Origin of the sequence: Streptomyces albiaxialis, from assembly GCF_039530985.1 — a bacterium.
Lineage (GTDB): Bacteria > Actinomycetota > Actinomycetes > Streptomycetales > Streptomycetaceae > Streptomyces > Streptomyces albiaxialis.
The window spans coordinates 17,094-32,710 of sequence record NZ_BAAAPE010000026.1 but is presented as its reverse complement, the minus strand read 5'-3'; the positions used below and the strand labels follow the sequence as shown (position 1 = coordinate 32,710).

At 73.8% G+C, this 15,617-nt stretch carries 2 protein-coding genes; both read right to left on the bottom strand.

The window, feature by feature from the left end:
• Positions 1–9,951 (bottom strand): SDR family NAD(P)-dependent oxidoreductase (locus tag ABD343_RS37220; RefSeq protein WP_425578366.1); only part of this gene is annotated, 9,951 nt, incomplete at its 3' end.
• Between the two features lie 13 nt (positions 9,952–9,964).
• Complete coding sequence (locus ABD343_RS37215; protein WP_344534860.1) at positions 9,965–15,577, bottom strand: type I polyketide synthase; 5,613 nt, start codon at positions 15,575–15,577, stop codon at positions 9,965–9,967.
• Between the last annotated feature and the right edge of the window lie 40 nt (positions 15,578–15,617).

The window sequence follows — 15,617 nt, the reverse complement described above, 5'->3', positions numbered from 1 at the left end:
GTACTCCGGCACCACCGCACCCAAAGCCAGCGGCAGCGACGACCACTCCACGGTGAACAGGTCGTCGTTGCGCGGGGCGGCGTTGAGCTGGTCGGCGGTCACCGGCCTGGTCACCAGGGAGTCCACGGCGGCGACGACAGTGCCCGTGCCGTCGGCGACGAGGACGGCGAAGCCGCCGCCCGCGGGGGCCAGCTTGACCCGCAAGGTGGCCGCGCCGACGGCGTACAGGCGTACCCCGTTCCAGACGAACGGCAGTTGAGCCTGCCCGGTCTCGGTGGCCGGGTGGAGGCCGATCGCGTGGAGCGCGGAGTCGAGCAGGGCGGGGTGCAGCCCGAACTTCGTCGCGTCCGAGGCCATGTCTTCGGGCAGAGCGACCTCGGCGAAGATCTCCTCCCCGCGCCGCCAGGCCGCGCTCAGGCCCTGGAAGACGGGGCCGTAGCTCATGCCGACCGCGGCGAAGTCGTCGTACACCTCGCTCACGGAGACCGGCTCGGCGTCACGCGGAGGCCAGCTCTCCTCGCCCCACTCCGCCGGCTCTGCCCCGGCGGTGAGCATGCCGTTGGCGTGCCGGGTCCACGGCTGGTCGTCCGGGGCCTCCTCCGCCCGCGAGTGGACGGCGAGTTCGCGGCGCCCGTCCGCGTCGGACTCGCCGACGGTGACACGGAGTTGCAGCCCTCCGGTGGCCGGGAGGACCAGCGGGGCTTCGAGGGTGAGTTCTTCCAGTACGTCGCAGCCGACCTGGTCCCCGGCCCGTACGGCCAGCTCCACGAGTCCGGCGCCGGGGAGCAGCACGGTGTCCATGACGGCGTGGTCGGCCAGCCAGGGATGCGTGGCCAGCGACAACCGGCCGCTGAACAGGAACCCGTCCGAGTCCGGAAGCGCCATGGCAGCACCGAGCAAGGGATGCTCAGCCGCCGTGAGCCCGAGCCCCGAAGCGTCCCCACCGAGCACGACACCGGCGGGCCAGTACCGCTGGCGCTGGAAGGCGTAGGTCGGCAGATCGACCCACCGGGCGGTGGCGGGGAGGTAGGTGCTCCAGTCGACGGGAACGCCGTGCGCCCACAGGTGCCCGAGAGACTGCATCAGCCGCCCGCGTCCACCCTCGTCCCGCCGCAGGGTCCCGCTCACCACGAGCGGGCTGCCCGCCGACTGCGCCGTGTCCTCGATCCCCGACGTCAACACCGGGTGCGCACTGCACTCCACGAACACGCCATGCCCGTCTGAGAGGAGCGCCTGCACGGCCTCCTCGAAGCGGACCGTGTTGCGCAGATTCTCGAACCAGTACGAAGCGCCCAGCTCCTCACCGGATACGGGCGCCGCCGTCACCGCCGAATAGAACGGGACATGGCCTTCGACCGGCTCCACGTCTGCGAGCAGGGCGGCCAGTTCGTCCCGCAGGGCCTCGACCTGGGGGCCGTGCGAGGCGTAATCCACGGGAACCTGACGCGCCCGTACTCCCTCTTCCTCACACTCGGCCAGCAGCTCTTGCAGGGCTTCCGGCTCACCGGAAACAACCGTCGAGGACGGTCCGTTGACCGCCGCGACCGAGATCCGCTCACCCCACTGGGCGATCCGCTCCTCCACCGCCTCCCGCGAGGCCGCTACGGACACCATCCCGCCACCACCGGCCAGCCCACGGCCGATCGCCTGACTCCGCAGAGCAACAACTCTCGCGCCGTCGCGAAGGGAGAGGATCCCCGCGACACAGGCAGCAGCAATCTCACCCTGCGAGTGCCCCACCACCGCAGCCGGGGTGACCCCGGACTCCTCCCACACGGCGGCCAGGGAGACCATCACCGCCCACAACACCGGCTGGATGACATCCACCCGCGCGAGCATGTCCTCATCCCCGAGGACAGACAGCAGCTCCCAGTCCACGAACTCCGACAGCGCCGCCCCGCACTCGTTCATCCGCTCCGCGAACACCGGCGAGGAAGCAAGGAGTTCATCGGCCATCCCCAGCCACTGCGACCCCTGGCCCGGGAAGACCAACACCACACGCGAACCCGCACCCGTGCCCGTAGAACCCCGCACCACACCCGAGCCGTCCAAGGCCCGCAGGGCGTCAAGGTCCCCACCCGGCACCACAGCCCGGTACTCCAACGCCGCACGCCCGTTCAGCAGCGCAGAACCCACGTCCACCGGGGACAGCTCCGGCCGCTCCTCCAGGAACGAGGCCAACCGCCCCGCCTGCGCCACCAACGCACCCTCAGAACGCCCCGACACCACCCACGGCACCGGACCCTCACCCTCAGCGGGCTCCGGCTCCTCCACCTCCGGCGCCTGCTCCAGCACCACATGCGCGTTCGTCCCGCTGATCCCGAACGACGACACACCCGCACGACGCAGCTCACCGGTCTCCGGCCACGCACGCCCCTCCGCCAGCAACTCCACCGCACCGGACGACCAGTCCACGTGCGACGAGGGCTCGTCCACGTGGAGGGACTTGGGCAGCATGCCCTTCCGCATGGCGAGGACCATCTTCATGACGCCCGCCACACCGGCAGCCGACTGGGTGTGGCCGATGTTGGACTTGATGGAGCCAAGCCACAGGGGGCGGTTCTCCGGGCGCTCCTGGCCGTACGTGGCCAGCAACGCCTGCGCCTCGATGGGGTCGCCCAGCGTCGTGCCCGTGCCGTGCGCCTCGACCGCGTCCACCTCGGACGCCTCAAGACCCGCGTTCGCGAGCGCCTGCCGGATGACGCGCTGCTGGGACGGGCCGTTCGGCGCCGTCAGACCGTTCGACGCACCGTCCTGATTGACCGCCGAACCCCGCACCACCGCCAGCACCGGATGCCCGTTCCGCTGGGCGTCCGAGAGACGCTCGACCAGCAGCATGCCCACGCCCTCGCCCCAGCCCGTACCGTCCGCCCCGTCCGCGAACGGCTTGCAGCGGCCGTCCGTCGCGAGCCCGCGCTGGCGGGAGAACTCGATGAACACGTCCGGGGTGGCCAGGACGGTGACGCCGCCCGCGAGGGCGAGCGAGCACTCGCCCGCGCGCAGGGCCTGGACCGCGAGGTGGAGGGCCACCAGCGAGGACGAGCAGGCCGTGTCCACGGTGAGTGCCGGGCCCTCCAGGCCGAAGGAGTAGGAGACACGGCCGGAGACGACGCTGCCCGCCGTGCCGGTGCTGGCGTAGCCCTCGGTCTGGTCGAAGACCGGGGCCAGGCGCGTCGCGTAGTCGTCGGAGGTGGCGCCCGCGAAGACGCCGGTCTTGGTGCCCCTGAGCGACTGGGGGTCGATCCCGGCGCTCTCGAACGCCTCCCAGGACGCCTCCAGCAGGAGCCGCTGCTGGGGGTCCATGGCCAGGGCCTCGCGGGGCGAGATGCCGAAGAAGGCGGGGTCGAAGCCGGCGACGTCGGCGAGGAAGCCGCCCGCCCGCGCGTACGAGGTGCCGTGGTGGTCGGGGTCGGGGTGGTACAGGTCGTCGAGGCTCCAGCCCCGGTCCGCGGGGAAGTCGGTGAGCGCGTCGGTGCCGTCGGCGAGCAGGCGCCAGAGGTCCTCGGGCGACGCCACTCCGCCGGGGTAGCGGCAGGCCATGCCGACGATCGCGATCGGCTCGTCGTCGGTGCCGCCGGTGGCCCGCACGGGGGCCAGCGCTTCGGTGTGGCGGTCGAGGAGTTCGCCCCGCAGGTGGTCCACGAGGGCGAGCGAGTTCGGGTAGTCGAAGACGAGGGTGGTGGGCAGGCGCAGCGCGGTGGCGCCGTTGATCCGGTTGCGCAGCTCCACCGCGGTCAGCGAGTCGAAGCCCAGCTCGGAGAAGGCGCGTTCGGCCTCCACGGCCTCGGGGCCCGGGTAGCCGAGGACGGCTGCCACGTGCGTACGTACCAGGTCGAGCAGGGCGCGGTCCTGGTCGTCGGGGGTCATGGCGGCGAGCCGCTCGACGAGGGTGTTGCCCGCGTCCGCTCCGCCGAGCGCGGAGGCGGCGCGCCGGGCCGGGGCGCGCACCAGCCCGCTCAGCACGGGCGGCAGGTCCGCAGCGGAGGCGCCCTTCAGCTCCAGCCGGGCGGGGGCGACGACCGCGCGGGCGAAGGCGGTGGCCGCGTCGTACAGCGCGACGCCCTCCTCCGAGGTCATCGGCAGGACGCCGCCGGAGGCGGCCCGCCGCACGTCGTGCTCGGCGAGCTTCCCGGTCATGGCGCTGGACTCGGCCCACAGTCCCCACGGGAGGGAGAGCGCGGGCAGGCCGCGTGCGCGGCGGTGCGCGGCGAGGGCGTCCAGGAAGGTGTTCGCGGCGGCGTAGTTGCCCTGTCCCGGGCCGCCGAAGATCCCGGAGACCGAGGAGAACAGGACGAACGCGGAGAGGTCGAGGTCGCGGGTCAGCTCGTGCAGGTTCCAGGCGCCGTCGGCCTTGGGGCGCAGCACGGTGTCGAGCCGGTCCGGGGTGAGGGAGCCGATGACTCCGTCGTCCAGGACGCCCGCCGTGTGCACCACGCCGGTCAGCGGGGTCTCGGCGGGGATCGCGGCGAGCAGGGAGGCGAGCGCTTCGCGGTCGGCGATGTCGCAGGCGGCGATCTCCACCCGGGCGCCCAGTCCGGTGAGTTCGGAGCGCAGCGCGTCCGCGCCGGGCGCGTCGGGGCCGCGCCTGCCGACCAGGAGGAGGTTGCGGGCCCCGTGCGCGTTCACCAGGTGCCGGGCGAGGACACCGGCGAGGGTGCCGCCGGCCCCGGTGATCAGCACGGTGCCGTCGGGGTGCGGCTCCGGCGGCACGGTGAGGACGACCTTGCCGATGTGGCGGGCCTGGCTGATGTACCGGAACGCCTCCGGGGCGCGGCGCACGTCCCAGGTGGTGAGGGGCAGGGGGCGCAGCACGCCGCGCTCGAAGAGGGCGAGGATGTCGGCGAGCATCTCGCGGGTGCGTTCCGGCCCGGCCTCGGGGAGGTCGAAGGCGCGGTAGGCGACGCCGTCGTGGGCGGCGGCGACCTCGTCCGCGTCGCGGATGTCGGCCTTGCCCATCTCCACGAACCGGCCGCCCGAGGGCAGCAGCCGCAGGGAGGCGTCGACGAACTCGCCGGTGAGGGAGTTGAGGACGACGTCCACGCCCCGGCCGCCGGTCGCGGCCAGGAACTTCTCCTCGAAGTCCAGGGTGCGGGAGGAGGCGAGGTGGTCGTCGTCCAGGCCGAAGGCGTGCAGGGCCTCCCACTTGGCGGGACCGGCCGTGCCGTACACCTCGGCGCCGAGGTGGACGGCGAGCTGGACGGCGGCCATGCCGACGCCGCCGGCCGCGGAGTTCACCAGGACGGTGTCCCCCGGGCGTACTCCGGCCAGGTCGACGAGGGCGTAGTAGGCGGTGAGGAAGACGATGGGGGTGGCCGCGGCCTCCGCGAAGGACCAGCCCTCCGGGATACGGGCGAGGGTCCGGTGATCGGCGACGGCGAGGGGCCCGAACGCCTCGGTGAACGTGCCCATCACCCGGTCTCCCGGGGCGAGTCCGGACACGCCGGAGCCGACCTCGACGACGACGCCGGCGCCCTCCAGGCCCATCGGCCCGGCGTCGCCGGGGTACATGTCGAGGGCGCTGAGGACGTCCCGGAAGTTGACGCCCGCGGCCCGTACCGAGATCCGGACGTGGTGCGCGGCGAGCGGCCCGCAGGCCCGGTCGCTCTCCACGAGCGCGAGGGCGTCCAGGTTGCCCTTGGCGGTGCTGGCGAGCTGCCACGCCCGGCCGTCCGGCGGGGTGAGGGGCGCCGAGGGGGCGGCCTTGGCCAGCCGGGCGGCGTACGGCGTGCCGTCGCGGAGCGCGAGCTGCGGTTCGCCGCAGGCGAGGGCGGCGGGCACGGCGCGGAGCGAGGTCTGTTCGCCGTCGAGGTCGACGAGGACGAACCGGTCGGGGTTCTCGGACTGCGCGGACCGCACCAGGCCCCATACGGGCGCGGGGGCGAGGACGGGGCCGCTCTCCTCGGCGACGGAGACCGCGTCACGGGTGAGGACGACGAGCCGGGACGCGGCGAACCGCTCCTCGGTCAGCCAGGCACGCAGCGCTTCCAGCGTCCGTGCGGTGGTCTCCCGCACCTGGTCCGGGACGGCGCCGGGCGCCGGCTCGGGCAGGGCCCACAGCACGGCGTCCGGCACGGTGCCGAGGGCGGCGAGGGCCGCGAAGTCCTCCGCCTCCACGACCTCGGCACCGTCCGCGCGCAGCGCGGCGACCACGCCCGCGATCCCGGCGTCGGCTCCGGCGCCGGACCCGCTCGCGGTCGCGTTCCCGGTGCCGACGGCCGCCCAGGTGGCCGCCGGGGGCCCGGCGGGGGCGGCGCTCTCGGGCAGCGCGGTCCAGTCGAGGTGGAAGAGGGACGCCCAGCGGTCGTGGGCGGCGGGCTTGAGCGTGCCGGAGACGGGCCGAATCGCCAGGGAGCCGACGGAGGCCACGGGCGCGCCGGAGTCGTCGGCGACGAGGACGGCGACCCCGCCGTCCCGGGCGGGCGAGAGCCGGGCGCGCAGGGTGGCCGCGCCGACGGCGTGCAGCCGTACGCCGGTCCAGGAGAAGGGCAGGCCGGGCCCGCCCCTGGTGAGTTCGGGGCCGAGGCCCACGGTCTGCACTGCCGCGTCGAGCAGGGCGGGGTGCAGGCCGAACCGGCCCGCCTGCTCGGCGGCCTCGGCGGGCAGGGCCACCTCGGCGAAGACCTCGCCGTCCCGCCGCCACGCGGCCCGTACGCCCTGGAAAACGGGCCCGTACGCGAATCCGGCGGCGGCCAGCTCCTCGTAGAAGCCCTCCACGGGGACGGGCTCGGCACCGGCGGGCGGCCAGACCTCCTCGGGCGCGGGGAGCGGGTCGGCGGGGGACGCGGTGGCGAGGACGCCGGTGGCGTGCTGGGTCCACGGCTCGTCGGTCTCGGCGTCCTCGTGGCGGGAGAACACCGCGATCTCGCGGCGGCCGTCCGCGACGGGCTCGCCGACGGTGACCCGCGTCTGCACGGCTCCGTTGTCGGGAAGGACCAGGGGCGCCTGGAGGGTGAGTTCGTCCAGCAGGTCGCAGCCGACCTGGTCCCCGGCGCGGATGGCGAGTTCGACGAGCGCGGTGCCCGGTACGAGCACGGTGCCGGAGACCGCGTGGTCGGCGAGCCAGGGGTGCGTGGCCAGGGAGAGACGGCCGGTGAAGAGGAACCCGTCGGAGTCGGGCAGGGTCACGGCCGCGCCGAGGAGCGGGTGCCCCGCGGTGCCGAGCCCGGCGGCCGTCACGTCCCCGGCTCCGGCGGAGCCTTCGAGCCAGTACCGCTGCCGCTGGAAGGCGTAGGTGGGCAGGCCGGTCCGCCGCCCGCCCGGGAGCAGCGCGGTCCAGTCGACGTCGGCGCCGCGCACATGGGCACCGGCGAGGACCTCGCGCAGCGCCTCGTCCTCGGGACGGTCCTCGCGCAGGCTCGGGCGGAAGGTGACGCTCTCCGGCAGGCAGTCCTGCCCCATCGCGGACAGCACGCCGCCGGGGCCCAGCTCCACGAAGAGGTCGATGCCCTCCGCGTGCGCGGCGCCGATGCCGTCGTGGAAGCGGACGGCTTCCCGCACGTGCCGGACCCAGTAGGCGGGGTCGCACAGCTCCTCGGGCTCGGCCATGCGGCCCGAGACGTTCGAGACGAGAGGCAGGACCGGTTCGGTGTACGTGAGTTCCTCGGCCACCGCGCGGAAGTCGGCCAGCATCGGGTCCATCAGCGGCGAATGGAAGGCGTGGCTCACCCGCAGCCGCTTGACCTTGTGGCCCTCGGCCTCCAGCGCGGCGGCGACCTCGCCGACGGCCTCCTCGGCGCCGGAGAGCACGACGGAGGCCGGGCCGTTGACGGCCGCCACGCCCACGTCCTCGCGCCCTTCCAGGAGCGGGGCGACCGCGTCCTCCGGTGCCCGTACGGAGACCATCACGCCACCGGCGGGCAGGGCCTGCATCAACCGGCCGCGCGCCGCCACGAGTTTCGCCGCGTCCGGCAGCGACCACACCCCGGCCAGGTACGCCGCCGTCACCTCGCCGATCGAGTGGCCGAGCAGTACCTCGGGCGTCAGCCCCCAGGACTCGACCAGCCGGAAGAGCGCGACCTCGACCGCGAAGAGCCCGGCCTGCGCGTACTGGGTCTCGTCGAGCAGCCGCTGCTCCTCGCCCCAGGCCACCTCCCGCAGCGGGCGGGGAAGGTGGGCGTCCAGCTCCGCGCACACCTCGTCCCAGGCACGGGCGAAGACCGGATACGTCCCGTACAGCTCCCGGCCCATGCCCACCCGCTGGGCGCCCTGGCCGGTGAAGAGCATGCCCACGCGGCCTTCGCCCGTGACCCCGTACAGCGTCCGGGCGGACTCGGCGGCGTCGGGGCCCCGCTCCGCCAACTCCTCGATGCGGGCGAGGAGTTCGTCCGGCCCGGCGCCGAAGACGACGGCGCGGTGCTCCAGGGCGGCGCGGGTGGTCGCGAGGGAGTAGCCGATGTCGAGCGGGTCCGTGTCCGGGCGGTCGGCGACGAAGGCGGCCAGTTCACGGGCCTGCGCGGCGAGTGCCTGCCGGGATCGGGCGGACAGCACCCAGGGCAGCACCCCGGAAGCGGCCGGTTCGGCGGCCGGTTCGGTGGCCGGTCCGTCGGACTCGGCGGCCGTGGTGGCCCCGGCAGTCGGGGCCTGTTCGAGGATGACGTGGGCGTTCGTGCCGCTGATGCCGAACGAGGACACCCCGGCCCGGCGCGGCCGTTCGCTCTCCGGCCAGTCGCGGGCCTCGGTCAGCAGCTCCACCGCTCCCGCCGACCAGTCGACGTGCGGGGTGGGCTCGTCCACGTACAGGGTCTTGGGCAGCAGGCCGTGCCGCAGGGCCATGACCATCTTGATGACGCCCGCGGCTCCGGCGGCGGCCTGGGTGTGCCCGATGTTCGACTTCACCGAGCCGAGCCAGAGCGGCCGGTCCGCGGGCCTGCCCTGGCCGTACGTGGCGAGCAGGGCCTGGGCCTCGATGGGATCGCCGAGGGTCGTGCCGGTGCCGTGCGCCTCGACCGCGTCGACCTGGTCGGCGGAGAGCCTGCTGCTGGCGAGGGCCTGGCGGATGACGCGCTGCTGGGACGGCCCGTTCGGCGCCGTCAGACCGTTCGACGCCCCGTCCTGGTTGACGGCGGAGCCCCGTATCACCGCGAGCACCGGGTGGCCGTTGCGCCGCGCGTCCGAGAGCCGCTCGACCAGCAGCAGCCCGGCCCCCTCGCCCCAGCCCGTGCCGTCCGCCGCTCCCGCGAACGCCTTGCAGCGGCCGTCCGCCGCCAGGCCGCGCTGCCGGGAGAACTCCACGAACAGGTCGGGGGTGGACATCACCGACACCCCGCCGGCCACCGCGAGCGAGCACTCCCCCGCGCGCAGCGCCTGCATCGCCCAGTGCAGGGCGACCAGCGACGAGGAGCAGGCGGTGTCCACCGTGACCGCGGGCCCCTCCAGCCCGAAGGTGTAGGCGATACGCCCGGACAGCACGCTCGCCGAGGCGCCGGTCACCCCGTAGCCCTCGGCCACCTCGGGCGCCACCCGGAGCTGCGAGCTGTAGTCCTGGTAGTTCACCCCGACGAACACGCCGGTGCGGCTGCCGCGCAGCGAGAGCCCGTCGATGCCCGCCCGTTCGAAGGTCTCCCAGGAGGCTTCGAGCAGCAGCCGCTGCTGCGGGTCGAGCGCGACGGCCTCGCGCGGCGAGATGCCGAAGAACCCGGCGTCGAAGTCGCCGACCCGGTCGAGGAAGCCGCCCTCGCGCACGTAGGAGGTGCCGCGGTGGTCGGGGTCCGGGTGGTAGAGCGCGTCGGTGTCCCAGCCGCGGTCGGCCGGGAACCCGGTCATGGCGTCGGTGCCGGACTCCAGGAGCCGCCACAGCGCGTCGGGCGAGTCGGCGCCGGGGAACCGGCACGCCATCGCGACGATCGCGACCGGCTCGCGCATGGCGCCCGCGAGCTTCCGATTCTGCTCGCGCAGCCGTTCGGTCTCCTTGAGCGATGCTCGCAGAGCCTCAGCGACGCGGTCCTTCTGCACGGCCATCGTGAACTCACAGTCCTCGCGTCGTGTCGTCTTCGGAGCCGGAACCGGGGCCGTCGGGCCCGGAACCGTCGAGCGCCAGCTCGATCATGGCTTCCACGTCCATCGAGTCGATCGACGCACGCTCGTCGTCGTCCTCCGCGGGCCCGGACGTGTCCTCGGCGATCCCGGCCAGTTCCAGCAGGGAGCCCATCAGTCCGGCCTCGGTGAGGCGGTGCAGCGGGATCGAGGCCAGCATCCGGCGGACGGTCTCCTCGTCGTCGGCGCCGAAGGGGATGCCGTCCGCGCCCGCGCCCGTCCGCCCGGCGGTGCCGGTGTCCCCGTCCGCCGCGAAGTACGTGCCGAGGTGGTCGGCGAGCACGCGCGAGGTGGGGTAGTCGAAGACCGCGGTCGCGGGGAGCTTCAGCCCGGTGTCCCGGTTGATCCTGTTCCGCAGCTCGACGGCGGTCAGCGAGTCGAACCCGAGATCCTTGAAGGCCCGGCCCGCCTCGACCGCGTCGGCGTCCGCGTAGCCCAACACGGCGACGACGTGCCCGCGCACCAGGTTCAGCAGCAGGCGCGAGCGCTGCGCGGGGGACGCGGTCCGCAGCCGCTCGGGCAGCCCGTTCGCGCCGCCCCGGCCCGCGACGGCCGCGCTGCGGCGCGTCCCGCGCACCAGGCGCCGCAGCATCGGCGGGACCTCGTCGGCCTGGAGGCCCGCGCCGAGCGCCGTCAGGTCGAGGCGCACCGGCACGGTGAACGGCCGGATGCCCGCGACCGAGGCGTCGAACAGCGACAGGGCGCTCGCCGAGGGCATCGGACGCAGGCCGTCCCTGGCCTTGCGCTGCCGGTCGGCCTCGCCGAGCGTGCCGGTCAGCCCGCTGCTCTGCTCCCACAGCCCCCAGGCCAGCGACGTCCCCGGCAGCCCCGCCAGGCGGCGGTACCGGGCGAGGGCGTCCAGGAAGGTGTTGGCCGCCGCGTAGTTGCCCTGCCCGGCGCTGCCGAGGACTCCGGCGGCGGAGGAGAACAGGACGAACGCGGAGAGGGCCGCGTCCTTGGTCAGCTCGTGCAGATTCCACGCCGCGTCCACCTTCGGCCGCAGCACCGCGTCGACGCGGTCCCGCGTCAGGGACCCGACGACGCCGTCGTCCAGCACACCGGCCGTATGCACGACCCCGGTCAGCGGGGCGTCGGCCGGCACGGTCGCGAGGAGTTCGGCCACTGCGTCGCGGTCGGCCGCGTCGCAGGCCGTGATGTCCACTCGGGCGCCCAAGGCCCCCAGTTCGGCCCGGAGTTCGTCGGCACCCTCGGCCCGCGGGCCGCGGCGGCTGGTCAGCAGCAGGCTGCGCACGCCGTGCTCGACGACCAGATGACGGGCGACCAGCGCGCCCAGGGTTCCGGTGCCGCCGGTGATCAGTACGGTGCCCTCCGGGTCCCACGCGGGGGCGCCGTTCTCCTCGGGTGACGCGCCGACGGTCTCCTCCGCCGGCTCCAGCCTCACGAGCCTCGGAACGGACAACGCGCCGTCGCGCAGGGCCACCTGGGGCTCCCCCAGGGCCACGGCAGCGGTCAGCGCGGCGGGCGGCACCTGCCGCTCGTCGCTGTCGACCAGCACGAAATGATCCGGGTTCTCCGACTGCGCAGAACGCACCAACCCCCATACCGGTGCCGTCACCAGATCTGCTTCCTCCCCCGTCACAGACACCGCGTTCCGGGTCAGAATCACCAGCCGTGACCCGGCGAACCGTTCTTCAGCCAACCAGGCACGCAGCGTCTCCAACACCCCATATGTGATCTCCCGAACCCCACCAGGAACCCCGACAACCCCTGTGCCGGGCACGGGGAGGACCACTACTTCCGGCGTCGTCGCGAGGGCCTTCACCGCGTCCAGGTCCATGACCTCGCAGCCCGGCACGGCCTCCACGTCGGGCCCCGGGCCCCCGAGCACTACCGGCGCACCCTCCTCGGGGCCCGCCGCCCCGGCGGCGCCGCCCGTGGACGGGGCCACCCAGTCCACCCCGTACAGCGATTCGCCCCGCCCCGCATCCTGCGCGAGCCGCTCCGCGGGCACTTCGGCCCAGGTCACACGGGCAAGGGAGGCGACCGGGCCGCCCTCGGCGTCCGCGAGCCGCACGGACCAGCCGCCCCCGGTACGGGTCAGCCCCACCCGAAGCGCGGTCGCCCCTACCGCGTGCAGGCGCACGTCCTGCCACACGAGCGGCAGATACGCCCCCACGGGCCCGGCGAAGTGCAGCGCCGCGTCGAGAAGCGCGGGGTGCAGCCCGAACCCCGCCGCGTCGGCGGCGCCCTCGTCGGGCAAAGCGACCTCGGCGTAGACCTCCTCCCCGCGCCGCCAGACCGACCGCAAGCCCTGGAACAGGGGCCCGTGACCCACTCCCCCTTCGGCCCGCGCGCGGTAGAAGTCCTCCAGCTCGACGGGCTCGACGGGCTCGGCGCCCGAGGGGGGCCAGGCGCGGGAGTCGAGTCCGCCCTCTCCGGGCCCCGGGGCCTCCGGAGTGCCGGGGGCGAGGACGCCCGTGGCGTGCCGGGTCCACGACTGAGCGTCCGGCACGTCCTCGGGCCGCGAGTGGACCGTGACCTTCCGGTCACCGCCCCCGTCGCCCTCCTCGACCAGCACCCGCAGCAGAACGGCGCCCCGCTCCGGGAGCACCAGGGGTGTCTCGACGGTGAGTTCGCGTACGAGGTCGCAGCCGACCTGGTCCCCGGCCCGTACGGCAAGATCCACCAACGCCGTCTCGGGCACCACGGACACGCCGAGCACGCTCCGCTCGGCCAGCCACGGGTGGGTGGCCGCCGACAGCCGCCCGGTGAGCACATGAGCACCGGGCATCGACACGGCCGCCCCGAGCAGCGGATGATCCGCCCCGCTCAGCCCGGCCGCCGTCACATCGCCGACGGCCCCGGAATCCTCCAACCAGTAGCGCCGGCGCTGGAAGGCGTACGTCGGCAGATCGACCCAACGGGCGGTCGCGGGGAGGTAGGTGCTCCAGTCGACGGGCACGCCGTGCGCCCACAGGTGCCCGAGAGACTGTACGAGCCGGGCTCGTCCGCCCTCGTCGCGCCGCAACGTGCCGGTCACGACGACCGGGGTGTCCGCGTTCTGCGCGGTGTCCTCGATGCCCGGGGTAAGGACGGGGTGCGCACTGCACTCGACGAACACGCCATGCCCGTCTGAGAGGAGCGCCTGCACGGCCTCCTCGAAGCGGACCGTGTTGCGCAGGTTCTCGAACCAGTACGAGGCGCCGAGTTCCTCACCGGATACGGGCGCCGCCGTCACCGCCGAATAGAACAGGATACGGCCTTCGACCGGCTCGACGCCTGCGAGCAGGGCGGCAAGCTCGTCCCGCAGGGCCTCGACCTGGGGGCCGTGCGAGGCGTAATCCACGGGCACCTGACGCGCCCGTACTCCCTCGGCCTCGCACTCATCGAGAAGCTCCCGCAGGGCTTCCGGCTCACCGGAAACGACCGTCGCGGAAGGTCCGTTGACCGCCGCGACCGAGATCCGCTCGCCCCACTGGGCGATCCGCTCCTCCACGGCCTCCCGCGAAGCCGCCACCGACGCCATCCCGCCACCACCGGCCAACACCCGACCGATCGCCTGACTCCGCAACGCCACCACCCGGGCCCCGTCACGAAGCGAGAGCGCCCCGGCGACACAAGCAGCCGCGATCTCACCCTGCGAGTGACCCACCACGGCAGCAGGCGTGACGCCGGACTCCTTCCACACGGCGGCGAGGGAGATCATCACCGCCCACAACACCGGCTGGATGACATCCACCCGCGCGAGCATGTCCTCATCCCCGAGGACACCCATCAGCTCCCAGTCCACGAACTCCGACAGCGCGGCACCGCACTCGTTCATCCGTCCCGCGAACACCGGCGAGGACGCGAGGAGTTCATCGGCCATGCCCAACCACTGCGCCCCCTGGCCCGGGAAGACCAGCACGACCCGCGAGCCCGCACCCGTGCCCGTAGAACCCCGCACCACACCCGAGCCGTCCAAGGCCCGCAGGGCGTCAAGGTCCCCACCCGGCACCACAGCCCGGTACTCCAACGCCGCCCGCGAGTTCAGCAACGAGGCACCGACCTCCACCGGCGACAGCCCCGGCCGCTCCTCCAGGAACGAGGCCAACCGCCCCGCCTGCGCCACCAACGCCCGCTCCGAACGCCCCGACACCACCCACGGCACCGGACCGCCACTCTCAACGGCCTCGACAGCGGGCTCCGGCTCCTCCACCTCCGGCGCCTGCTCCAGCACCACATGCGCGTTCGTCCCGCTGATCCCGAACGACGACACACCCGCACGACGCGGACGCCCCGTCTCCGGCCAAGGCTGGAGGTCGTTCAGCAGCTCGACCGTTCCGGCGGACCAGTCCACGTGGGACGAGGGTGCGTCGACGTGCAGGGACTTGGGCAGGGCGCCCTCCCGCATGGCGAGGACCATCTTCATCACGCCCGCCACACCGGCGGCGGCCTGCGTGTGGCCGATGTTGGACTTGATCGACCCGAGCCACAGAGGCTCGTCCCGGCCCTGCCCGTACGTCGCCAGCAACGCCTGCGCCTCGATCGGGTCACCCAACGTCGTCCCGGTCCCATGCGCCTCGACCGCGTCCACGTGGGAGGGTTCGAGGCCCGCGTTCGCCAACGCCTGCCGGATGACGCGCTGCTGCGACGGACCGTTCGGCGCCGTCAGACCGTTCGACGCACCGTCCTGATTGACCGCCGAGCCCCGTACGACCGCCAGTACCCGATGCCCGTTCCGGCGCGCGTCCGAGAGCCGCTCGACCAGCAGCATGCCCACGCCCTCGGCGAGGGTCGTGCCGTCGGCGGCGTCGGCGAACGGCTTGCAGCGGCCGTCGCGTGCGAGGTTCTGCTGGCGGGAGAAGTCGACGAAGGTGTCCGGGGTGGACATCACCGTCACGCCGCCCGCCAGGGCGAGCGAGCACTCCCCCGCCCGGAGCGCCTGGACCGCGAGATGCAGCGTCACCAGCGACGAGGAGCAGGCCGTGTCGACGGTCACCGCCGGGCCCTCCAGGCCGAAGGAGTACGAGATACGGCCGGACAGCACGCTGCCGATCGTCCCGGTGCCGAGGAACTGCGCGGGTTCGGGGGCGACGTCGTTCAGCCGGGAGCCGTACTCGTGGTACATCAGCCCGGCGAACACTCCGGTCGGGCTCCCCCGCAAGGACGTCGGGTCGATACCCGCGTCCTCCAGCGCCTCCCAGGACGCCTCCAGGAGCAGCCGCTGCTGGGGATCCATGGCGGACGCCTCGTGCGGGGAGATGCCGAACATTCCGGGGTCGAATTCGAGGGCGTCGTGCAGGAATCCGCCCTCGCGGACGTACGAGGTGCGGGGGTCGGGGGAATCCGGATCCGGGTCGTGCAGGGATTCCAGGTCCCATCCGCGGTCGTCCGGAAAGGCGGTGACGGCGTCCCGGCCTCCGGCCACCAGATCCCACAGCTCCGCGGGGGTGCTCACCCCTCCCGGATAGCGGCAGGCCATTCCGACGATGGCGATCGGCTCGTGCTGCTTCTCCTCGGCCTCGCGCAGCATCTGGCGCGTGCGGCGGAGATCAGCAGTTGCTCGCTTGAGATAATCCCGGAGTTTGGCTTCATTCTCCATCCGGTACCTTCCCCCAAAACACTGTCAGGCGCTTGATCCG

Bases quoted from the DNA above. Each gene is read 5' to 3' on its own strand.
- ABD343_RS37215 (WP_344534860.1), bottom strand. From the start codon at position 15,577: ATGGAGAATGAAGCCAAACTCCGGGATTATCTCAAGCGAGCAACTGCT.